This window comes from Streptomyces sp. NPDC060232 (assembly GCF_042726555.1).
In the GTDB taxonomy this organism is placed as follows: domain Bacteria; phylum Actinomycetota; class Actinomycetes; order Streptomycetales; family Streptomycetaceae; genus Streptomyces.
The window spans coordinates 75,358-97,734 of sequence record NZ_JBHXAG010000014.1 but is presented as its reverse complement, the minus strand read 5'-3'; the positions used below and the strand labels follow the sequence as shown (position 1 = coordinate 97,734).

Genomic DNA, 22,377 nt, shown 5'->3' with positions numbered 1-22,377 from the left:
TCTTCCAACCGTTACGGAAGGTGATGCGGTGTGACCGGTCGAGGCCCCCGGGGTGAGCGCGGAGAGCAGGCGGACAAGATCGTCGCCGCCGCCCGCAGATCCTTCGCCACGCGCGGCTACGCCGCGACCTCACTCCGGTCGGTCGCCCAGGAGGCCGGTGTCGACCCCGGCCTGGTGAACTACTACTTCCGCACCAAGACCGGGCTGTTGGAAGAGGTGATGCAACCCCCCGAGGCGTTCGGCGCAGCCGTGGCCGCCGCCGCCGAACAGCCCATGGACCGCCGGGGGCACGCCTTCGTTGCGGCCGCCCTGAACCTGTGGGAGGACCCCGTCTCCGCCGAGACCCTGCGCGCCATCATCCTCACCGCCGCCCAGGAACCCGCCGCCCTGCAACGCCTGCGGCAGCTCTTCTCCGAACTCGTGCTGGCCGTCGTCTCCCACAGCCTGCCCGACACCGAACGCAACCTGCGGGCCAGCCTCATCTCCACCCAGATCGTCGGCATGGTCATGAACCGCTACATCTGGCAGATCGGCACCATCGCCACCCTCCCCGCCTCCTCCGTCACCGACCTCATCGCCCCCACCATCCAGCACTACCTCACCGGCCCCCTGCCCCCGAGCCTCAGCGACGACGGCCCGAGCCCGGGCTGACCCAACCCTCTCCAGCGAATCCCGCACATGGTTCTCCAGCGCTCCGACAAGCCCGCCGGCGCGCGGCGCCGTTCCGCTCCCGGGCTCGGGAAGCCTGTACGCGCATACCTGGGACCTCCGACTTCGCGGAACTCCTGCAGAGAGGCTGCGTGCCCGTATCCAGGCCTCGGTGGAAGTGCTTGCGGTCGCGGGGCATCATTGCCCTGACCCGCCGACAGCGGGGTTCGGCCAGGGATGCCCCGACGGCTGCGGCGTCGTCGACAGGATCGAGGCCGAGGCCACCGCGAGGATCGGCGCGGAGTGGAACGAGCACACCGACACGCGCACCGCGTTACGCAATGGCCACCGGGACCAGGCACTGACCACCCAGGCCGGCGACCTGGACCTCGCGATTCCCAAGCTCTGGTCGGGGAGCTTCTTTCCCGCCCTGCTGGAACGGCGGCGCCGGATCGACCAGGCCCTATAGGCGTTGATCATGGAGGCTTACGTCCGGGGGGTGTCCACCCGGTCTGTCGACGGCCTGGTCAAGGCCCTCGGCGCGGACACCGGGGGCACGATCTTCGCCCAGCCCACCGCCGACGCGGTCCGCACCCAGCTCGACACCGTCGCCGACATGCTCGGCACCCAGTTCCCCAAGGTCAAAGCGATGCCGCTGGAGGCCAAGGACGACCTGACCGCCTTCGCGGTCTTCCGGAGCGACATTGGAAGAAGATCCAGTCGACGAACCCGCTGGAACGGATCAACCGCGAGGTCAAACGCCGCACCGACGTCGTCCAGGTCTTCCCGAACGACGACGCGCTCCTACGGCTGGTCGCCGCCGTGCCCTTCGAGCTCCACGACGAGTGGACCGCCTTCCCCCGCCGCTACCTGCCCGAAGGCAGCATGGACCAGCTCTACCCCGCCAAGCTCCCCGAAAGCGCCCCCACGCTACCCACACCACCAACACAACGCCCGATTGATCGGCTACACCACGAGAAGGGACACGACCTGACCCCACCTCGACCGGCATCGGCTAGACGTTCTGCCCACGGAAGTGGGGACGGCGGCCAGGACGGTAAAAGACAGGCTGAGGGGCCTGACCCCCACCGCCGACACGAATAGCGGATAGCCAGAATTGCTACAGAGTGTGACCGGCAGGGGCTATCGCACATCGAACCGGCAAGGCCGGCATTCGGCACCACGGCACGCACAAGGCCGCCTCCCCGGCCAGACACACGGCCCAGCCGGGAAGGCGACTCCCCGCGCTGACGCTACGTCAGCTAATGTTGACGCCCCATCAAGAAGCACCTCCGATGAGCGTCAAACGAGCGTCACGAGCGTCAGATCAGCGTCAAGATATCGCCCGCAACGCCCACAACACACATAATGCGCACCGACAAAACCGCAGGTCAGACGCCCTTTGCGATCGGCTCCAGGATCGCCACGCACTCCACGTGATGGGTCATCGCAAACCATGTAGAGCCGAAACACGTTAAAGAAAACAGCAGGTCAGCGGCACGTGAAGCATAAAATGGACTCAAGATCAATGTGCAATGCGTGCGCTGTGGTCGCTATGTGCGGCATCTGAGGTTACGCCGGAGAGCGCAGCCATACCCCCGCAGGCAGGGATCCCGCCGTATGGCATGCGAAATGCCGTACTCGTGTCATGGCTGACAACGGCACCGGTTCCCCTCCCTTCGGCGGCCGCAGCAGCGGCACCTCGGTCTCGCTGATCGCCGGCACGTTGCAGGCGATCCGGGAGCGGGGCGGCAAGCGGGGCGTGTCCCCAGGTCAAGAAGGTGCGGGTTCGGCGAGGCGGACCAGGGACGTCCGTTTTGCCACACCGACGCAAGACGGTCGCCACACACGGAAACGCCCCCAGGGAGCCTGCCATCGCTCTGACCCCCGCTCGCCAACTGCCCCCCAGTTACGTTCCGTAGCGCTCGCCGCCCCGGTCGGATAGCCCCGGCGACGACCTGTGGGAGCGGGTGGCGCCGCTGCTGCCCGCTCCCGCAACGGCGCCGTCGCCAACCCAAGCGGCTGTGCGTTCCCGACTGAGTGGCGCTCTCTGCGGGCGGGCTCATTTCCAGACGGCGAACGCCTGGTCGTCGCTGCGCCGCAGAAGGCCGCCCTTTACCCACTCGACCTTCTCGGGCGCCGCGTTGGAGCCCGAGGCGGAGAGGTAGACCGTGCATGCCTCGTAACTCTCGTCGGCCGCGGCTTGCTTGAACTCGCTGAAGTTGTGTTCGTCGAGGCACTTGTCGAACTTCGGAGCGTCCTTGTAGCTGAGCTTCCCGTCCGTGCCCACGATGGGTTCCGGGAAGGCGCTCATGATGTTCAACTGGGTCAACAGGGCACCGTCCGCCGTGACCTCGAAGGAGGGTCCGTTCACATCGCCGGCGTCGGTCTTGGTCACACGGTAATGGACGTAGTACGGCGTACGGCCTTGATATTTGGCTGCCTCCTTGAGCACGGACAGGTCGCCGGAGGTCCCGGCGACCACGCGCAACACGCTGACCTCAAGGTTGTCCTTCTTCGCCTTGGCACCATAAGACAGCTCCTGGGCGCCGGAGCATCCGGTGAGTGCGAATGTGGCGGCGGCGAGGACGGCGAGTACCGTACGAGTGTTCAAGGTTCCCCCTGTGTTACTGATCGAAAGTATCGCGGGCGGTGGGCGGTCAGGACATGCCGAAGAGGACGTGCCGCGCGTCGGACTGATAGGGGAGCGGGTCGCGGACGGGTCATGCCGTGATCTCCCGAAGTGCGATCAAGCCAGCACGACAAGTCCGGCTTCCGCGATGTTCACGTCTCTGATCGGCCTCATGCCCTGACCGACGCCCTGATGACGTACCGGTTCACCAGCCGTCGCAAAGTTCACCCGACCGGGTCGCGCCGGCCGGTGTCGCCGGCCCTCCTCCCTATGTGGGCGCTCGTAAGAACGTGCTGCTCTACGGGTTGCTTGTCACCTCGAAGCCCGAGCCGTAGACGTCGGCGGGATCGGCGGTGTCACGGGCGCGCAGGTCGGCGAGGATGTTGGCCGAGCTGGTGTATACGTAGGGGGGAATGCCGAGGATGATGCCCTTGGTTATGCCCGCCCAGGGGCCCTCCGCCTGGAATCCATTGGCCTCAGAGGGGTACGCGGTGCCCGGTACGTGCCAGATGGCCGGGCCGCCGGAGTCGCCACCCTTGTGCTTGGCGTGCGACTGGTAGATGCCGCTGCTGCTGTTGGTGATCCGCCCGTACCAGACGCCCAGTTGTCCGGACACCACGAGTTCGTTGTTGTTGAACAGAGCGGCGCCGAGGAGACGCTCGTCGTCGCGGGCGGGCGACAGGGCGTTCGGGCTGGCCTTGCCGCCGGGGACCTCCAGTTCGCCGGTCTGCTTCAGATGCGGCCCCTGTGATGAGAGTGCCACTCCATCAACCAGTTCGATGATCATGTAGTCCTTGGTCAGGTGTCCGGTCATCGAACCCTCGGGGTCCTTGAAATAGCGCACGTACCCGATCGGGCCGGCGGCGATGTCCTGCCGGTGGTAGACGGGGGCGATGTTCTCGTGGATCTCGCGGTCCGCATAGTGCGGGTCGTTGATGCAGTGGCCTGCGGATATGGCGATCTTCCGCCCGTAGTCGTCCTTGCCGACCGCTCCCACGGTGCAGAAGGCGTCGGGCATGGCCGGGTTGAAGGCGATCTGCATGCCGTTGTGCACGCGCTTGCCGGAAACGCGGTCCTTCGGCGCGGTGTCGGCGGCGGAGGCGGTGCCGGCGCCGAGGGTCCCGGCGAGTGCCAGGGTCATGGTGAGTGTGCTGAGTCGTCGGAACATGCGTGCTTCCTGTCTGTCGGGGTGGCTGTTCGTGCCTCGTCCGCCATGCCCTTGGCGGGGTGTCGATCGACGCGATGTGGATCACGGCTGAGGCGCCCCGCCGCGGTGCCGTAGGGCGCGGCTAGGGGTTGATGCCGTCGAACTGCAGGACCCGGTAGGGCGGTTGGTGCAGGACGCCGGGCCACTGGGAGACGATGAGGGTGAGCGAGGTCGCACTCGCGCTGCCCGGGTGGATGTAGCCGCCGTACAGGTAGGGGATCTGCGGCTTGCCCCAGTGGTTCGCCGGCCAGCGGTTGTCGCCGACGATCTGCGGCTTGGGTGCGGTCCACACGGCGTCGGGACGCGACGCGGACCGGGTGCTGATGGAGTAGTCGGTGACGTCGAAGTAGCTCATGCAGTACCGGCCGCCGATCCGCTTGACCGAGAACTCGCCGATGTGGTTGCCGGTCAGGATCGGCGAGGGCCCGACGGCGTTGGTCCAATGCCAGCGACCTTCGTGGTGTGCCCAGTTCTGCTGGGCGCCGAAGTTCCCCGCCCGGAAGTCGTCGGGGCGGATCCGGAAGAGTTGGATGGCCCCACCGTCGGCGGTGTTGCGGTGTGTCCCGTTCCAGCGCTTGGAGAAGATGTAAAGCCAGCCGTCGGGGTCGATGCCCGCGAAGGACCACATCCCGTACATGGATTGGTTGACGCCCTGCATGTCACCCGCCCAGTGGTACGGGTAGTCGTGCCAGGTGACGCCGTGGTCGTCCGAGTAGGCGACGCCGGACATCACCGAGCCGTCGTAGCCCGCGGGCGGCTCCCACGTGCCGACCGAGGTGTACTGGATGTACGTGCGTCCGCCGAACTCGATGCAATCGTTGGGGATGCGGCTCACCTCGAAGCCGAACCCGTTGTCCGCGTTGGTCTGGTAGTCGAACAGTTGCCGGGCCTGGCCGCCCGTGGGCAATGCCCAGGTGAACGCGATGGGGGTCGCGCCGGAGGCGTCGAAGCCGCCCTGGCAAAGCATCAGCGGCGAGCCGAGGTAGTCGCCGTACTGCTGCATGCCGGACCATGTGTCGCCGAAGACGTAGCCCCAGGTGCCGTCGTGTTCGCGGTAGTACGGGATGGCGAGGTCGCTGGAGCCGATCCCCTGGGCGGCGGCCGAGTCCCCGGGCTCGTCGCACAGGGGGGTGCCGCGCTGTGCGGCCCAGGCGGGGGTGGCCGGGGCGACGGCGGCCAGGCCTGCGCCCAGGGCAAGGCCGCCGCCGGCCCTGAGGACGGTACGGCGAGAGAGGTGGGGTCGGCGGCCCGTGGGGGGCGATTCGGTCATGGTCGTTCCTCCGAGCAGAGGGGAAGGGGAGCAGATGGTGCCTGTGAGTGCGATGCGATGGGGTGTGCGCGGGCCCGGGAGGCCTGGGCGTGCGTCAGCCCGCCGCGGCGAAGGCGGCTTCGAGGCGAGCGGCGACGGCAGGGGGGGGCGGTGACCGCGGGCGCGGTCCTCAGGGTGTCGGCGTGCGCCGCGGCGGCGCCCGTCAGGGCGGCAAGCGCGAGGGCGGCGCCTGCGGCGGTGCGGCGGAGGGACATCATCGGGAACCCTTCGTCGAGGGGTGTGCCCGCGGCACGGTGAGGTGCGGCGGACCGGACGCCCCGATGTTGGTGTCCCGTGCCGTTCGACGGACAGGCCGTGCCACCGGCCATATGTGACCGGCATTCACCGGAGTGGGCCATCCCTGCCCCGACCGGTCGTCCCGACGGTCGTCTGGTGTCGCACGCCCGTGGTCAGGAGGTACCGGCGCCAGTCCGTGGGGGCGGAAGGGTGACCGGTGCGAAGGCGGTGTCCTGTCGGCGGAACGCGCTCCCGAGGTGATGCTGCAACCGGACGTGTCGGAACTGGTACACGGCGCCGGTCTGCCGAAGTACTCCGCGGTGGTAGGCATCCTCCAGGAAGGCGACGAGATCCCAGGGGAGCCTCCCGGTCAGCGGCAGCCAGACTCGGGCGAACACGAACCACTGCCCCCATGCGGTGAAAGCGAGCACGTAGGACCCCGCGCCCCCGAGTCCGCCGATCGATCCGATGAACAAGCTGTCCGGCATTCCCCAGTTGAGCCGGCCCAGTGAGCCCTGGAGCAGCAGGACGAGCAGGTACCCGCCGAAGGCGATGGCCACTGTGAGCGCGGTGGCCAGGACGAGGAACTGCCGGCCCACCGTCGTGCGGTTGGACGCCAGCGCACTGACCGGGGTAGCCGCGGCGGTGACGTCCACGGGCGCCTCCAGCGCGGCAATGAGCCCGAAGACGAGGCCGGCGGCCGAGCCGAAGGTCAGCCCCAGGAACAGCATGTTGATCAGGGTGCCCTCGATGACCCGGGGCTCCGCGAGCGGGATCCCCGAGTACAGAGAGCGCTCAAGGGCGAGCGCGCAGGCACAGCCGATGCCCATGACGCTCCCGCCGAACAGACCGTGTCCGAATCGGACGATGAAGGTGCGCAGGGGACTGCGGCCGAGCCGGTCGTGGGCGGCCCGCAGCGTCACTCGGATGCGGGCCGGTTCAAAGTCCGTCCGGAGCCCGGACCTGTCCATGAGCGCATAGACGGACCCGAAGGCGAGTCCCGCAACCGGGCCCATGAGAGCTCCCTGCAGCAGGAGTTCACCGATGCCGAGCGGCGTCAGCAGCAGGCCGATCAGCCAGTCGGCCAGGGCGACGCTCAGAGCGGTGGCCAGGGCGATGACGAGGGTGCGGGTCGCACGGGACAGTGAGTCGCCAACGTGCCACCAGGCGAGGTCGTGCCGGTCGCGGTCGAGACCGACCAGGTGGTGGGCGAGGTAGCCGAGCCAGCGCTCGGCACGTGCGGAGTCCCAGCCCGGGCTCCTGGGCCGCCGGCCCTCGGCATCCCGTTCGGGGGCGCGGTGCCGGTAGACGGCGGGCACGAAGCCGGCCAGCAGGTGTTCCTCCAGCGCCTTCACCGTGGGAAAACGGGCGGCGTCAAGGAGTTCGGAGGGATCCCGGCCCGGCATCTCGCTATAGAGCGTGCGGGCGAGGATAGCCATGAGCGGGGTGGTCAGTACCGTGGCGAGGTTCGCGCCCGCGGGGGTGCCCCGTGTGCGCAGTTCTTCGAGGACCGTGTCCCATACATCCCCGGAACCGCCGGTACCTGCTATGACGTGTGTGTCGCCTGCGATCGTCCGGACGGTACGGGGCAGGTACCCGGCGAGGTCGTCCGGAGTGAGGTCGACGAGTTCGATGGCCGCCGCCCAGACGAGCGGCGCATGTGCCGCCTGGACGGCTTGGGCGTACTCGTCGCGCCGGCTGGTGAGGACGAGTGGTGACGAGGTGGTGTTGAGCGCGTCCAGGGCCGCCCCCCGCAGGCCCTCGGCGATCTCGTCGAAGCCGTCGAGGACGGGGAGGACGAGATCGGCGTCGACGAGGGCTGCGGCGAGCGTCGTCCCGTAGGGGCCGCGACGAGCCAGATGCGGGTGGTCGCGCATCAGGCGGCCGATCAGCCAGTCCCGCAGTGCGGTGGCGGTCGGGTCCCACGAGCTGATGCTGAAGATGACCGGCACGCGGCCGTGTGTGGCCGGTGCCTCCAGGAGGTCCAGGGTGAATCTGATGGTGAGGACGGACTTCCCGGAGCCGGCCCGGCCGAGGATCGTCAGTCGTCCCGAGGGGATCCTGCAATAGACGTCGAGGACGCCACCCAGGTCACCGTTCACGTTCACCTCCCGGGGTGTCCCCCCTGGGCCGAGGCGCTGAATGTTCTCCGGCCGGTCGGTCAGACCGGCAGGTGCCGGCTCCCACCTGACGGGAAGGGGGAAGGGGTCGTGGACCCGGCGCTGCCCCTCCTCGCGACGCCAGCGGCGCCGGACCTCCATCGCGAGCTCGCGTACGGCGTCGGCGAGTACGGGGTGTACGGGGGACGGGGCGGGAGCCGCTGACGCAGTCGCGGAAGCGGCGGGTCCTGGCAGCCCGTCGCCGGGCGGCCGACCTGGTTCGGCGATGGAGGCGACCACCCCGTAAGCGTGTCCGGGCACGCGATCGGGGTCCTGCGGAGGCCGACTTCCGGACTCACCGTGGGATTCGGACTCGGAGCGGGGCACGGAGCCGTCTGTCTGGGGCGCCGACTCGCCGCGCGGTCGGGCGATCGCGGCCGCCAGGCGGCGACGGTCCTCCTCGCCGAGTTCAAGGGCGTCAGCGAGCAGATTGACCGTGCCCATCCGGTGGTTCGTGGATGTGCCGCTCTCCAGCCGGCGGATGGTACGCACGCTGACCCCGGACTGCTCGGCGACCTGTTCCTGCGTCAGTTGCGCCGCATCGCGCAGCGCACGCAACAGCGTGCCGAGGTCATCGGTCACGGGGCAACTCCCTACTCGGCAGTACGGACGGCGGTGAGCCTACCGACAGCCACTGACCACCGGTCACAGATGGCCGGTTCTATGTCCTGTTCACTTCACATGACGAAGGTCACTGTCGTGGGTCCAGCGCACACACCGACGGCAGACGAGGAGTCCACGTGATCTACCGCTACTGGTGCGGCGATTGCAGCTTCAAGACGCCCTGGCTGGGAGAGTCCGAGGGACTGCGCCAGCAGATCGAGCACTACGCCGGGAAGCACCCCGGGACGCCCCCCGGCGGTCAGATCGAGAGCCGCAGGAGGGACTCGGGCGGAGCCCGCGCGTGCCTCAAGCTCGCGGCCATCGCGCTCGTCCTGCTGGCCATCTTGGCCGCCTGCCGTCACTGACGCGCCCCCCTCGGCGTGCCGCGTCGCGACGGACGGGAGCGGTTGGTGGGTGGGCACCCGGGGCAGGGCGGCGGCTGTGTGCCACCCTCGTATCGCCCGCTCCCTTCTCCTACTGACGCCTGCCGCCGCGGACCAGCCTGCGGCGGCAGGCGGCCGCCGCCGGCTCGCCAGTCGGATACGGACCGTGCAGCGGGAATTCGGACGGCGCCTACGGTGTCCCGGGGATCACCGACGAGCTCCGCGAGAGGCCCGCTGCGTACCCCGCCCCGGAGCTCGCCCGGCCGGTCAGCTGTCGAGGTGCTGTTGGCCGGTGCCTCGGCAGTACGAGCAGTCCATTCCGAGGCCGCACTCGATACACTGACGGCCGTCCATGAAGCCCAGGCCCTCGCACTCGATGCAGGTTCCCCAGCCGTCACACATGCGGCACAGCCGGTAGCCGGGCATCACCGTCTGTGGCGTGGCCACGCGCGGCGGACGCTTCCAGCGGGCGCGGAACCAGACGGTGGGCGCCTCTCCCCACAGGCACACTGCACCGAACGGCTGACGGAAGAGGCCCGCCTCGAGCCCGTCGCGCCGTGCCTTCACGTAGGGCCCAGAGGCCCCCTCACCGCCCTCGATGCACCAGCCTGCTGCGCCCAGCGCGTCGGAAACGGCCGGCGCCGCACTCGTCCACGGAACGCCGGGCAGAGTCATGGATATCTTGAACTGGCGCCCCATGGACCCGTGCGTGGTCCGCCGTTCCTTGACGCTCTCCTCGACCTCAGGTTGCACGCCTGGCGCGACGTCGGCCGCGACGGCCATCAACCCACTCCGAAGTCGACCCGCCGAACGCTCGAACTCCTGCGCCGCGCCTGCGATTTCCTCGCTCAAGGCCCTCAACTCCCGTTGGCCGCTCGCTCCGCCGGATACCATGCCTCGCATGTCCCACACTATCTGCGCCCTCGTCGTGGCCGGACAGGTCGACACCCAGTGGGCCGGGTCGTTGGGGCTGCGTGCCACGCTCACGTACGAGGACATCAGCGTGTTCCCGATCGACCACTACTTCTCCGCCTATTGGGCTGCAACGCGAGGCAACGACGCGCAGCTCGACGTGCCCGATGGGATCCTTGCGGAGAGTGTGACATTCCCGAGCGAGGCGGTGCTGCACGACCTCGTCCGCGAGGTGACCGGCGGGCACAGGCCTCGGTTCGCCATTGTCCAGACCGAGTACTTCGGCGGGGCGGGCCGCCAGTGGGCGGTCGCGTTCGACGGCGAGGAAAGACTGTCACCTGACGGGGCGTCGATCAACCAGGCACTGGCGGCACTCGGCGTGATGGCGACGGCCACTGCAGACGAGTTCGACGTGATCGGCCTGGGCAGGTTCCGCAGCAACCCGGACCACCTTGCGGCGTACGCCGCCCTCTGCGACGAACTCGGCGCCTGAGAGTCTGGTACGCGATGTAATACCCGTCTTGACCCCGGGTATACCGGGCGGCGCAGGCCCAGGCGGGCCACAGCCGCGTTACAGCCGCGCACCGGACGGGCACCCATGTTCACCGCCCGGCCCGCACGCCCCGGGCCCCGTCCGAAACGAGGCGTAGGAGATACCGCCATGAGCAGCCTTCCCCAGCCCTGCGACTGCGACTGCGACTGCGGCGGGTCGTCTCGCCGCTGGAGCTCTCTACGGCCTCGTCTTCGTCTTCGCGGTCTCCCAACTCTCCCCCCACCTCCTCGACCACCTCAACTGACGCGGCGCCGCAGAAACCGCCGTCCTGCTGATCGCCGTCGTCGGCACCTGGGCCTACACCAGCTAGGTGGCCACCTTCCTCGACGTCCACCGCCAGGTCAGCCGATGGATGATCGTCATCGTCATGGGCCTCGGGCTCTTCATGAACGCCGCGATCCCCGAGGCCTTCGACGACCGGGCGTGGGCGTTCGTGATCCCACTCCTCGCCATCCTCTTCTTCGCCGGCTCGGTGACAGCCCTGGCCGCCCGCACCGACGCGCTGTGCGAACACTTCCGCCGCACCCTGATCTGGATGACGGCCCGCTGTGGTTCGCCGGCGCGGCGGTCGGCTCCGGCCGCGGCCGTGGTGGTGGGCCGCCGCAGCCCTCATCGACCTCACCGGCACCTGGCTCGCCCACCCGCTGCCCGGCGCCTCGCCACCACCGCCTGGTTCTTCTAGGAGACGGGCCATTGGCAGAGCAATTCGGTCGGTCATCGGCATGTCGGCGGGGATGGGGAAGTCCTGATCGCAGTATCGCTGGACCACCTCAAGGTCCTCCAGGAACAGCTGTAGCTGTGCCCAGCGGCGGAGATCGTCTGCGGTGCCGCTCATCGGCAGGCGTCCCGCCCCTGCGAGGTGGCCGTCGATCATCACTCGGAAGTCGCCCCCGAGCGAAAGGCGTCGGCGCAGCCGCAGCACCGTCAGCGCCTCTGCGGGACTGAGCCCGGCAAGATCGAATTGATACGCGAGCCTCCCAGGAGCCGATTCATCGAACGGGCTCAGCAGTCGAAGCAGCGCACCAGGCAGGTCCACCTCGATCGAGCTCCCGAAGGAGCCGGAACCCCGCGCTTTCAGTCCACCCGAGTACGACGCCTGCACGCTGCCGTCCTCACCGAGGAAGGCTACGGAGACTGCAGCACAGGTCTCTGACGCGGGCGGGATCGGCCTCCACAGCACCGCAGTGTTGGTGAATGTCTGTGCACCAACGCCTCCACGACACGGTCAAAATGCGGCTGGCTGATCCGTTCCCACTCGAACGCCACGGCACCCCCGACTTCGCAACGAACCCCTCCCACACACCATGGCACTTGCCACTGACAGTGCTGCGCAGAACGAGCCCGTGGTAGCCGTCGAGCACCAGACCGGCGCCCACACCCGCCGAGCATCACGGAACGTTACGGCCAGGAAACTACGGGGCAGGACTGGCCATCCCCGCGGCAGCCCGCCTCATCACCCCTTTATGGGGGCCGCCTCCACACAGCGAGTGTCCGCCCAGCAGCCTGAAAGTCAAGGTGACGGGCCATCAGGATGTCGGCCGTTCGTGCGTCAAACGTGCGTCACATGCGTCAGATATGCGTCAAGATATCGCCCGTAACGCACATAGCGCCCACCATGCACACTCGCCAAACCTGCAGGTCAGCGGCCCTTTTCGGCGGGCTCAAGGATCGCGACGCACTCGACATGATGGGTCATCGGGAAGAGGTCGAAGACGCGGAGGGTGCGGGGCTTGTAGCCGGCTTCCGCGAAGTACGCCAGGTCGCGGGCCAGGGCCGCCGGGTCGCAGGCCACGTAGGCGATGCGGCGGGGCGAGAGGGACGCCACGTGGCGGACCGTCTGCTTGCCCGCGCCCGCGCGCGGGGGGTCCAGGACGACCAGGTCGCACTCCGTGATGCCGGTCTTCGGGAGGACCGTCTCGACCTTGCCCTGTTCGATGCGGACCCGGGGGAAGTCCGCCAGGTTGTGCCGGGCGTCCTCCACCGCGCGCTTCGTGGACTCGATGCCCAGGACGGCGCCCGTCTCGCCGAGGCGCTCGGCGAGGGCCCCGGCGAAGATGCCGACGCCGCAGTACAGGTCGAGGGCCATCTCGCCCTTGCGCGGCATCAGGCCCTGCATGACGGCCTTGATCAGGGTGTCCGCGGCCTGCGGGTGGACCTGCCAGAAGCCGCCCATGCCCACCCGGTACGTACGGCCGTCCGCGCGCTCCCGTACGAAGGGGCGGCCGTGGACCCGGTGGACCCCGCCGTCCTTCTCCTCGACCCGCAGGACCGAGACCGGCCTGTCGAGCTCGACCAGGGGGAGGCGGCCGCCCGGACGCGGGGTGAGGACGACCTGGCGGTCCTGGGAGCCGGAGGCGGCGATGGCCTCGACCGTGGCCATCTGGGGCCAGTCCTGCTTCTCGATGCCGAGCTCGCTGACACCCGGCGCCGCGATCATGCAGTGGTCGATCGGCTCGATCTCGTGCGAGCGGTGCTTGCGCAGGCCGACGGTGCCGTCCTCGTCCACGGCGTACTGCACGCGCGTGCGCCACTGCGGCACCTGCCCGGCCGGCAGCTTGTCTCCCTCGGCGGGCATGACGGTGCCGTCCCAGCCGGCCTCCTCCGCGGTGAGCCCGGCGAGCCGCTTCAGCTGCTCGGCGACGACCTCGCCCTTGAGCCGGCGCTGCGCGCCCGGCTTGGCGTGCTGCCAGTCACAGCCACCGCACTTGCCGGGGCCTGCGTACGGGCACGGGGCCTCGACGCGGTCCTTGGAGGCGTCGAGCACGGTGATCGCGTCGGCGCGCAGGAAGCGGGAGTCCGCATCGCCCTCGGTGACCTTCGCGACGACCTTCTCGCCGGGCAGGGTGTGGCGGACGAACAGGACCCGGCCCTCGGAGGTCCGGGCGATGCAGTGGCCGCCGTGCGCGACGGGGCCGACCTCTACCTCGTACTCCTCCCCGACCAGTGACTGCTTCTCGTTCTGCTCCGTCATGGCGGGGAGGCTCCAAGGATAAGAAAGACCAAAAAAAGTGAACGGCCGGACGACCGACCCACCAGTTTACGTGGATCTCGTCCGGCCGTTCACCAACCCTTTCACCGACCCGTTCAGCCCTTGTCGGTCGGCGCCTTCGCAGAGCGCGGGGTGTCCACCGGACCGCGGCGCACCGAGCCCGGGGCGTTCCAGTCCTGGCGCTTCTTCGCCCGCCGCTTGGCGAGCTCCGAGGATTCGAGCTGGTAAGGCACCGAGGTGACCATCACACCGGGGGTGAAGAGCAGCCGGCCCTTGAGGCGCAGCGCGCTCTGGTTGTGCAGCAGGTGCTCCCACCAGCGGCCGACGACGTACTCCGGGATGTACACGCTGACCGCGTCGCGCGGGTTCTCGCTGCGCAGGCCCTTGACGTACTCGACGACCGGGCGGGTGATCTCGCGGTACGGCGAGTCGAGGATCTTGAGGGGGACGTTGATCCCGCGCCGGTCCCACTCCTCGCGCAGTGCCTTGGTCTCGGCCGTGTCGACGCTGATGCTGACCGCTTCGAGGGTGTCGGAGCGGGTGAGCTTGGCGAAGGCGAGGGCGCGCAGCGTGGGCTTGTGCACCTTGGAGACCAGGACGATCGAGTGGACGCGGGAGGGGCGCACGCTGTCGTCGCTGGGGCCCTCGGCTGCGGCGATCTCGGCGGACACCCGGTCGTAGTGCTTCCGGATCGCGGTCATCGTGCCGTAGAAGATCACCATGCCGAGCAGGGCGACCCAGGCGCCGTGGGTGAACTTGGTGGCCAGGACGACGACCAGGACCATGCCGGTGAAGAAGGCGCCGAAGGTGTTGATCGCGCGGGAGCGGTGCATGCGACGGCGGGCGGCGGCGTCGCGCTCGGTCCTCAGGTGCCGGTTCCAGTGCCGGACCATGCCGATCTGGCTCAGCGTGAAGGAAACGAACACGCCGACGATGTACAGCTGGATCAGCTTGGTCGAGTCCGCGTCGTAGATCCAGACGAGCAGTATGGCGGCGCCGGCGAGGAGCACGATGCCGTTGGAGAAGGCGAGCCGGTCGCCGCGCGTGTGCAGCTGGCGCGGCAGGTAGCGGTCCTGCGCGAGGATCGAGCCGAGCAGCGGGAAGCCGTTGTACGCGGTGTTCGCGGCCAGGAAGAGGACCAGCGCGGTGGCCGTGGCCAGCAGGATGAACAGGATGCTGCCGTCGCCGAAGACGGCCTCGCCGACCTGGGAGATCACCGGGTCCTGGACGTACTCGGCGCCGACCGGGACACCGTTGTCCAGCAGGTCCACGGCGGGGTTCTCGGCCATGCGCACGTCGGTGGCCATGGCCAGGCCGATGATGCCGCAGAACATGGTGACCGCCAGGCCGCCCATGAGGGCGAGGGTGCTCGCGGCGTTCTTGCTCTTGGGCTTGCGGAAGGCGGGGACGCCGTTGCTGATGGCCTCGACGCCCGTAAGTGCGGCGCAGCCCGAGGAGAAGGCGCGCAGCAGCAGGAAGACCATCGCGAAGCCGGCGAGGCCCTTCTGCTCGGGTTCGATCTCCAAGTCGGCCGTCGGTGCCGACATGGTCTCGCCGAGGACGATGCCCTTCCAGGCACCCCAGCCGATCATGACGAAGACCGCGGCGACAAAGACATAGGTCGGGATCGCGAAAAGTTTGCCCGACTCCTTCACGCCGCGCAGGTTCATCAGCGTGAGCAGAAGGATCATGACGATCGCCGAGAGCACCTTGTGCTCGATGACGAAATGCACCGCGGAGCCGAGATTCTCCACTCCGGAGGAAATCGACACGGCGACGGTCAGGACGTAGTCGACGAGCAGGGCGCTCGCCACGGTCAGTCCCGCCTTGGGGCCGAGGTTGGTGTTGGCCACCTCGTAGTCGCCGCCGCCGCTGGGGTAGGCGTGGACGTTCTGCCGGTAGGAGGCGACCACCGTGAACATCAGCACCACGACCGCGAGGGCGATCCAGGGGCTGTACTGGTACGCGGACACACCCGCGATCGACAGGACCAGCAGGACTTCGCCCGGGGCGTAGGCCACCGAGGAGAGAGGGTCGGACGCGAAGACGGGAAGGGCGATCCGCTTGGGAAGGAGTGTTTCCCCGAGGCGGTCGCTGCGTAGCGCCCGGCCGATCAGGATCCGTTTGGGCACGTCGGTCAGTTTGGACACGCAGAGGATCGTAAGCGTTCGAAATCGGACTGACGAACCCCCACCCCCTCATCCCGCAATCCCGCCGCATTTCCTCCCCGAGCGCACCACGAGCGCACCACGAGTGCGCCGCGGGCGTGTCGCTGACGTGCCGCTCATTCGTCGCGGATGCGCCCCGGATGTGCCCAGGTCGGCTCGGGTGCGTCCCGAGAAGCGGACAAGAGGCCTCACCCGTGACCGCCCGTGTGTAGCTTGGGCCATGGTCTGAGACCCTGTTAAACCAGAGATGCAATGAGGCTGGGAACCAGCGAGTCGCTGACAGCCGGAAGGACGGCCGTGCACATCGTCATCATGGGTTGCGGAAGAGTGGGCTCCGCCCTCGCGCAAACCCTGGAACAGCAGGGGCATACGGTCGCAGTCGTCGACCAGGACCCCACCGCATTCCGCCGGCTCGGCGCCGGTTTCGGCGGCCGCCGCGTCACCGGGGTCGGCTTCGACCAGGACACCCTGCGGGAGGCGGGAATCGAGGACGCGGGCGCGTTCGCGGCCGTCAGCAGTGGTGACAATTCCAACATCATCGCCGCGCGGGTGGCCCGGGAGATGTTCGGCGTCGAGAACGTCGCCGCGCGCATCTACGACCCCAAGCGCGCCGAGGTCTACCAGCGCCTGGGCATCCCCACCGTCGCCACCGTGCGGTGGACCGCCGACCAGATGCTGCGCCGGCTGCTCCCTTCGGGCGCCGAGCCGCTGTGGCGGGACCCGAGCGGCGGCGTCCAGCTCGCCGAGGTGCACACCTCCCCCGCCTGGATCGGGCACAAGGTCAGCAGGATCCAGGACGAGACCGGCGTGCGTGTCGCGTTCCTCACCCGGCTGGGCGAGGCCATGCTGCCGACGTCGCAGACGGTGCTGCAGGAGGGCGACCTCGTCCACGTGATGATGCGCACGGACGAGATCGACACGGTCGAGGCGGCTTTCTCCGAGGGGCCTGAGGAGGCACACGCATGAGGGTCGCTATCGCCGGGGCAGGCGCGGTGGGCCGCTCCATCGCGGGCGAGCTGCTGGAGAACGGCCACGAGGTGCTCCTGGTCGACAAGGCGCCGACCGCCATCTCGGTGGAGCGGGTGCCGCAGGCCGAGTGGCTGCTGGCCGACGCCTGCGAGATCACCTCGCTGGACGAGGCGGCTCTGCAGCGCTGCAACGTGGTCATCGCGGCGACCGGTGACGACAAGGTCAACCTCGTCGTCTCGCTGCTCGCGAAGACCGAGTACGGGGTCCCGCGGGTGGTGGCCCGCGTCAACAACCCCAAGAACGAATGGCTCTTCAACGAGTCCTGGGGCGTGGACGTCGCGGTCTCCACGCCGCGCCTGATGTCGGCCCTGGTCGAGGAGGCCGTGAGCGTCGGCGACCTGGTACGGCTGCTGCGCTTCAGCCACGGCGACGCCAACCTGGTCGAGCTGACCCTGCCGGCCGACTCCTCGGTCGCGGGTCGGCAGATCAGCGAGCTCAGCTGGCCCGAGGACACCTCGCTGGTCACGATCATCCGGGGCAACCGGGTGCTGACCCCGCACGGCGAGGAGACCCTGGAGCCGGGCGACGAGCTCCTCTTCGTGGCGGCCCAGGCCCGCGAGGAGCAGCTGGAGGACATCCTCCAGGCCCGCCGCTAGTCCTCGTCCTGCGGACACGGTCGAAGCACGAAGGGGGCGCGCCCCCTTCGTGCTTCCCCGCCACAGCCCTGCGGGGCGCGGTCGTCGTACCGGGCGCCGGCCTCGGCCCTGCCCCAGGCCCGGGGTTCCGCAGTGGCGCCGAGGGCTGGGAGCGGGCTTGGGGCCGGTTCGCCTGACGATGTCCGCCGGCCGGTCACGCCTTTCGGTGGGACGGTGCCTTGCGGGCCTCCTCGGCGGCCTCCTTGGCCTCCCACTCGGCGATGACGTCGATCGGCGGCGGCGCCTTCGCCAGGAAGACCCAGGTGAAGTACACCGCGAGCACCATCGGCGGGAGCTTCAGCGCGATCAGCACCCACCCCAGCTGCGTCGCGTCGCCCCACCAGTACAGCGGGAAGAGGATCGCGTACTTGGCGAGGAAGATCAGCCCCCAGGCCAGGCTGGCCTTCGTGTACGCCTTCTTTCGCCCCGGGTTGCGGGTGCGCCAGGACAGGTTCTCCTTGAAGACCGGACCGAGGATCACGCCCAGCAGCGGGAAGCCCACCAGTGCCGAGATTGTGAAGGCCACGCCCAGGCCCACGCCGTAGATCATGCCCGGCAGGTAGAAGCCCTTCGCGCTGCCCGTGAACAGGGCGAAGGCCACGCCCACGCCCACGCCGAAGACCCCGCTGAAGGCGTGCTTCACCGTGTCCTTGCGCAGCAGCCGCACGATCACCAGCAGCACGGCGACCGCGCCCGCCGCGATGGCGGACATCTTCACGTCCTTGTTGACCGTGTAGATCATGACGAAGAGCAGCCCGGGGAGCATCGTCTCGATGGTGCCCCGGACACCTCCGAACGCGTCGAACAGCGCCGCCTGCGTCACGGCCTTCTGGTCCGTGGACTGGTCCGTGGGCTGGTCCGCGGACGACTCGGCGCCGGGCTCCGGGTTGGTCGGTTTGTCGAGTGACATCGCCGGTTACTGCTCCTGTCCGAGCGGTCGGAGTTCGTACTTCGGGTTGAACAGCACCCGACGGCCGTGGCTCAGCGAGATCCGCCCGGAGGCGATCATGCGTCGTCCGGGCTCGATTCCCACGATCGAGCGACGCCCGAGCCAGACGACGTCCACTGCGCCGGAGCCGTCGAACAGCTCGGCCTCCAGGGCGGGGACGCCGGCGCGCGGGCGGAGGGTGACCGTACGCAGGGTGCCGGTCACCTTGACTATCTGGCGGTCGTCGCAGTCGCAGATCCTCGTACAGCCCGCGGCTTCTGCGTCCTCCTGCAGCTCCGCGGAGTGCAGCTCCTCCTGCGAGGTCGACAGCCGCTCGATCATCCGGCGGAACCGGCCCGCCGGCCTGGCCGGCTTCGCGGGCTTCTCGGGACGCGGTTCAGCACTCATACCTGAAAGCCTACCGGCGCGCCGACTACCTCTCGAAGCGGTATCCCATGCCCGGTTCGGTGATGAAGTGCCGCGGGTGCGAGGGATCCGCCTCCAGCTTGCGCCGCAACTGGGCCATGTAGACCCGCAGGTAGTTCGTCTCGGTGCCGTACGAAGGCCCCCAGACCTCCTGGAGGAGCTGCCTCTGGCCGACCAGCTTGCCGTCGTTACGGACCAGGACCTCCAGCAGGTGCCACTCGGTGGGCGTCAGCCGTACGTCACGCCCTTCGCGCACCGCCTTCTTGGCGGCCAGGTCCACCGTGAAGCCCTCGGTCGCCACGATGACCTCGCTCTCTCCCGCACCGGCGGCCGGTTCCGCCCGGCGGACGGCGGCGCGCAGCCTGGCCAGCAGCTCGTCCATGCCGAAGGGCTTGGTCACGTAGTCGTCGGCGCCCGCGTCCAGGGCCTGGACCTTCTCGTCGGAGCTGTGCCGGGCGGAGAGGACCAGGATGGGCACGCGGGTCCAGCCGCGCAGCCCCTTGATCACCTCCACCCCGTCCATGTCCGGGAGCCCGAGGTCGAGGACGACCACGTCGGGGTGGCGGGCCGCCGCGAGCTCCAGAGCGCTCGCACCGTCGGCGGCGGCGTCGACCTCGTACGCGCGTGCCCTCAGGTTGATCACAAGGGCTCGGACGATCTGCGGCTCGTCGTCCACCACCAGCACCCGGGTCATCGGGATCCTGCCTTCTGTCGCGTCTTCACATTCGTCCTCCGGTCACGGCCGTGACCGTTCTGCACTGCGTCCGCGCCCGGGGTCTGCACCGCGTCCGCGCCAGGGGTCTGGCGTGCGTCCGCGCCGACGGCTCCGAGTTCGTCCCCGCCTCCGCCCCCGCCCTCGTCGCGGTCCACTGTGCCCCGGGCCGCCGCGCGGCCGCGGGGGACCGCGCGCAGGGTCAGCACCATGGTCAGCCCGCCGCCGGGGGTGTCCTCGGCGGCGAGCGTGCCGGCCATGGACTCCGTGAAGCCGCGGGCGACGGCCAGCCCGAGGCCCACTCCGGCTCCGCGCGGGGCGTCCCCGTGCCGCTGGAAGGGGGCGAAGATCCGGTCCTTGGCCTCGTCGGGCACCCCGGGCCCGCGGTCGACGACCCGGACCTCGACCCGGTCGCCGAGGCTGCTGGCCGCCACCAGTACCGGCGCCCCGGCCGGGCTGTACTTGACGGCGTTCTCGACGACGTTGGCCACGGCGCGTTCCAGCAGTCCGGGGTCCGCCGCCACCATCGGCAGCGACTCGGGCACGTCCAGCAGCACGCTGTCCTCCGGCACGCCGCCCAGCGCCATCGGGACCACCTCGTCGAGGTCGATCTCCCGGATCAGCGGGGTGACGGCCCCGGTCTGCAGGCGCGACATGTCCAGCAGGTTGCCCACCAGGTGGTCGAGGCGGTCGGCGCCGTCCTCGATGCCCTCCAGCAGCTCGGCGCGATCCGCCTCGGACCACTCCACGTCGTCGGAGCGCAGCGAGGTCACGGAGGCCTTGATGGAGGCAAGCGGGGTGCGCAGGTCATGGCTGACGGCGGCCAGCAGGGCGGTCCGGATCCGGTTGCCCTCGGCCAGCCGGCGGGCCTCCTCGGCCTCGCCGACCAGTCGCCGGCGGTCCAGGACCACGGCGGCCTGGGCGGCGAAGGCACCGAGCACCCGGCGGTCCTCGGCGGGCAGGACCCGCCCGGACAGGGCGAGCGCCATGTGGTCCCCGACGGACATGTCCACATCGGCGTCCTCGGGCCGGGCCACCGGGCGGGGGCCGACGCTGCCGGCCCTTTTCCAGGGCTCCCGCTCGTCCGCCCGTTCCAGCAGCGCCACCGACTCCATGGCGAAGGTCTCGCGTACCCGCTGCAGCAGCGCGTCCAGGGTGGTCTCTCCCCGCAGCACCCTCCCGGCGAGGAAGGAGAGGATCTCGGACTCGGCGCGCAGCCGGGACGCCTGGTGGGTGCGCCGGGCGGCCAGGTCCACCACCGAGGCCACCGAGACGGCCACGCCGAAGAAGACGGCGATGGCGACGATGTCCCTGGGGTCGGAGACGGTGAACCCGTGCAGCGGCGGCGCGAAGTAGTAGTTCAGCAGCAGCGAGGCGACGGCGGCGGAGGCCAGGGCCGGCCAGAGCCCGCCCAGCAGGGCGGCCGCCACGGTGAGCGCCAGGAAGAGCAGCATGTCGTTGGCGATGCCGAGGTCCGCGGCGGTGTGCGTGAGCAGGAGGCACAGGAGTACCGGGAGGACCGTGCCGACGACCCAGCCGGCGAGGCTCCGGCCGCGCCCGAGGCGGGCGGCAAAGGGGGCCAGGGGCAGGGCCAGGGGCAGGGGCAGGCCGCGTCCCTTGGCGACCTCGTCGTGCGTGACGATGTGGACGTCGAGGTCGGGTCCCGGGTCGCGGGCCACGCTCGCGCCGACACCGGGTCCGAAGACGTACTGCCACGAGCGGCGTCGGCTGGAGCCGAGCACGATCTGGGTGGCGTCGACCCCGCGCGCGAAGGCGACCAGGGCGTCGGGGATGTCGTCGCCGATGACATGGTGAAACGTTCCGCCAAGGTCCTCGACCAGCGTCCGCTGGACCGCGAGCTCCGTCGGCGCGGCCGCTGTCAGGCCGTCGCCGCGGGCGATGTGGACGGCGAGGATCTCGCTGCCCGAGCCCTTGGCCGCCATCCGCGAGGCGCGCCGGATCAGCGTCCGTCCCTCGGGGCCGCCGGTGAGCCCGACGACGATCCGCTCCCGCGCCTGCCAGGTCGAGCGGATACCGTGCTCGCTCCGGTACTGCTGGAGGTACTCGTCCGCCCGGTCGGCGACCCACAGCAGCGCCAGCTCGCGCAGGGCCGTGAGGTTGCCGGGCCGGAAGTGGTGGGAGAGGGCCGCGTCGACCTTCTCGGGCCTGTATATGTTCCCGTGCGCCATCCGCCGGCGCAGCGCCTGCGGGGACATGTCGACCAGTTCCACCTGGTCGGCCCGGCGGACGACCTCGTCGGGCACGGTCTCCCGCTGCCGCACCCCGGTGATCGACTCGACCACGTCCCCCAGCGACTCCAGGTGCTGGATGTTGACCGTGGACACGACGTCGATGCCGGCCCGCAGCAGCTCCTCCACGTCCTGCCAGCGCTTGGCGTTGCGCGAGCCGGGGACGTTGGTGTGCGCGAGGTCGTCCACGAGCGCTATGGCCGGCCCGCGTTCGAGGACCGCGTCCACGTCCATCTCGTCGAAGGAGGAGCCGCGGTGGGCGAGGGGCTTGCGGTCCACCTGTTCGAGGCCGTGGAGCATGGCTTCCGTACGCGGCCGCCCGTGGTGCTCGACGTAGCCGACGACGCAGTCCGCGCCCCGCTCCACTCGGCGGCGCCCCTCGGAGAGCATCGCGTAGGTCTTGCCCACGCCGGGCGCCGCGCCGAGATAGATCCTGAGCTTGCCGCGTCCCATGGGCTCATTCTCGGGGACGGGCGGGCGGCGCACGTACCGATCGCGACCCCGGGACCGATCCCTGACGGATCCCTTACGGATCCCCGAGGTTCTCTGTCGCGGAGTGCGGTGCGGCGCCGGGCCGGGCGGACACAGCGCGCGAACT

At 69.7% G+C, this 22,377-nt stretch carries 17 protein-coding genes and 1 pseudogene; 7 read left to right on the top strand and 11 right to left on the bottom strand.

Annotated features, from left to right (window positions below):
- The first annotated feature begins 30 nt into the window (after positions 1–30).
- Both ACFWFZ_RS21295 and ACFWFZ_RS21290 read left to right on the top strand, forming a co-directional pair.
- The gene (locus tag ACFWFZ_RS21295; RefSeq protein WP_387124354.1) at positions 31–651 is read left to right on the top strand and encodes a TetR family transcriptional regulator; all 621 of its coding nucleotides are present in this window, start codon (positions 31–33) and stop codon (positions 649–651) included.
- A gap of 265 nt (positions 652–916) precedes the next feature.
- A pseudogene (locus tag ACFWFZ_RS21290) lies at positions 917–1,551 on the top strand (transposase); the annotation flags it as partial.
- Between the two features lie 1,159 nt (positions 1,552–2,710).
- On the opposite strand, the gene ACFWFZ_RS21285 reads toward ACFWFZ_RS21290, so the two are convergent.
- The 4 genes from ACFWFZ_RS21285 to ACFWFZ_RS21270 form a co-directional block, all read right to left on the bottom strand.
- Positions 2,711–3,262 (bottom strand): hypothetical protein, encoded by a 552-nt coding sequence (locus ACFWFZ_RS21285; RefSeq protein WP_387124353.1) that lies wholly within the window; start codon positions 3,260–3,262, stop codon positions 2,711–2,713.
- Between the two features lie 316 nt (positions 3,263–3,578).
- The gene (locus tag ACFWFZ_RS21280) at positions 3,579–4,448 is read right to left on the bottom strand and encodes a hypothetical protein (RefSeq protein WP_387124352.1); all 870 of its coding nucleotides are present in this window, start codon (positions 4,446–4,448) and stop codon (positions 3,579–3,581) included.
- Between the two features lie 121 nt (positions 4,449–4,569).
- On the bottom strand, positions 4,570–5,757 hold the full coding sequence (locus tag ACFWFZ_RS21275; RefSeq protein WP_387124351.1) for a DUF4185 domain-containing protein: 1,188 nt from the start codon (positions 5,755–5,757) through the stop codon (positions 4,570–4,572).
- Between the two features lie 449 nt (positions 5,758–6,206).
- The gene (locus ACFWFZ_RS21270; RefSeq protein ID WP_387124350.1) at positions 6,207–8,774 is read right to left on the bottom strand and encodes a helix-turn-helix domain-containing protein; all 2,568 of its coding nucleotides are present in this window, start codon (positions 8,772–8,774) and stop codon (positions 6,207–6,209) included.
- Between the two features lie 158 nt (positions 8,775–8,932).
- On the opposite strand from ACFWFZ_RS21270, the gene ACFWFZ_RS21265 reads away from it, so the two are divergent.
- Positions 8,933–9,160: a hypothetical protein gene (locus tag ACFWFZ_RS21265; RefSeq protein WP_387124349.1), complete on the top strand. Its 228-nt coding sequence runs from the start codon at positions 8,933–8,935 to the stop codon at positions 9,158–9,160.
- A gap of 285 nt (positions 9,161–9,445) precedes the next feature.
- Here the strand turns inward: ACFWFZ_RS21265 and ACFWFZ_RS21260 are convergent, their stop codons facing one another.
- On the bottom strand, positions 9,446–10,030 hold the full coding sequence (locus tag ACFWFZ_RS21260; RefSeq protein ID WP_387124348.1) for a hypothetical protein: 585 nt from the start codon (positions 10,028–10,030) through the stop codon (positions 9,446–9,448).
- A gap of 49 nt (positions 10,031–10,079) precedes the next feature.
- Between ACFWFZ_RS21260 and ACFWFZ_RS21255 the strand changes: the two genes are divergently transcribed.
- Entirely contained in the window at positions 10,080–10,583 is a 504-nt protein-coding gene (locus ACFWFZ_RS21255) for a hypothetical protein (RefSeq protein WP_387124347.1), read from the top strand.
- A gap of 370 nt (positions 10,584–10,953) precedes the next feature.
- Complete coding sequence (locus ACFWFZ_RS21250; RefSeq protein ID WP_387124346.1) at positions 10,954–11,325, top strand: low temperature requirement protein A; 372 nt, start codon at positions 10,954–10,956, stop codon at positions 11,323–11,325.
- A 957-nt stretch (positions 11,326–12,282) separates the two neighbouring features.
- Here ACFWFZ_RS21250 and ACFWFZ_RS21245 read toward each other — a convergent pair.
- Complete coding sequence (locus ACFWFZ_RS21245) at positions 12,283–13,614, bottom strand: class I SAM-dependent RNA methyltransferase (protein ID WP_387124345.1); 1,332 nt, start codon at positions 13,612–13,614, stop codon at positions 12,283–12,285.
- Positions 13,615–13,727: 113 nt separating this feature from the next.
- On the bottom strand, positions 13,728–15,782 hold the full coding sequence (locus ACFWFZ_RS21240) for an APC family permease (RefSeq protein WP_387124344.1): 2,055 nt from the start codon (positions 15,780–15,782) through the stop codon (positions 13,728–13,730).
- Positions 15,783–16,097: 315 nt separating this feature from the next.
- On the opposite strand from ACFWFZ_RS21240, the gene ACFWFZ_RS21235 reads away from it, so the two are divergent.
- Positions 16,098–16,766 carry a potassium channel family protein gene (locus ACFWFZ_RS21235; RefSeq protein ID WP_387124343.1) on the top strand — a complete coding sequence of 223 codons (669 nt, stop codon included), beginning with the start codon at positions 16,098–16,100 and terminating at the stop codon, positions 16,764–16,766.
- On the top strand, positions 16,763–17,425 hold the full coding sequence (locus ACFWFZ_RS21230) for a potassium channel family protein (protein ID WP_387124342.1): 663 nt from the start codon (positions 16,763–16,765) through the stop codon (positions 17,423–17,425). Before ACFWFZ_RS21235 ends, ACFWFZ_RS21230 begins: the two co-directional genes overlap by 4 nt.
- 193 nt (positions 17,426–17,618) lie before the next feature.
- Here ACFWFZ_RS21230 and ACFWFZ_RS21225 read toward each other — a convergent pair whose 3' ends face one another.
- From ACFWFZ_RS21225 to ACFWFZ_RS21210, 4 genes are read right to left on the bottom strand one after another with little or no spacing between them, the layout of a single operon-like run.
- The gene (locus tag ACFWFZ_RS21225; protein WP_387124341.1) at positions 17,619–18,374 is read right to left on the bottom strand and encodes a DUF3159 domain-containing protein; all 756 of its coding nucleotides are present in this window, start codon (positions 18,372–18,374) and stop codon (positions 17,619–17,621) included.
- Positions 18,375–18,380: 6 nt separating this feature from the next.
- Entirely contained in the window at positions 18,381–18,800 is a 420-nt protein-coding gene (locus tag ACFWFZ_RS21220) for an OB-fold nucleic acid binding domain-containing protein (protein ID WP_351000611.1), read from the bottom strand.
- Positions 18,801–18,825: 25 nt separating this feature from the next.
- Positions 18,826–19,512 (bottom strand): response regulator, encoded by a 687-nt coding sequence (locus ACFWFZ_RS21215; protein WP_387124340.1) that lies wholly within the window; start codon positions 19,510–19,512, stop codon positions 18,826–18,828.
- Positions 19,509–22,232 carry an ATP-binding protein gene (locus ACFWFZ_RS21210; RefSeq protein WP_387124339.1) on the bottom strand — a complete coding sequence of 908 codons (2,724 nt, stop codon included), beginning with the start codon at positions 22,230–22,232 and terminating at the stop codon, positions 19,509–19,511. The genes ACFWFZ_RS21215 and ACFWFZ_RS21210 overlap by 4 nt, the downstream gene beginning before the upstream one ends.
- Positions 22,233–22,377 lie beyond the last annotated feature (145 nt).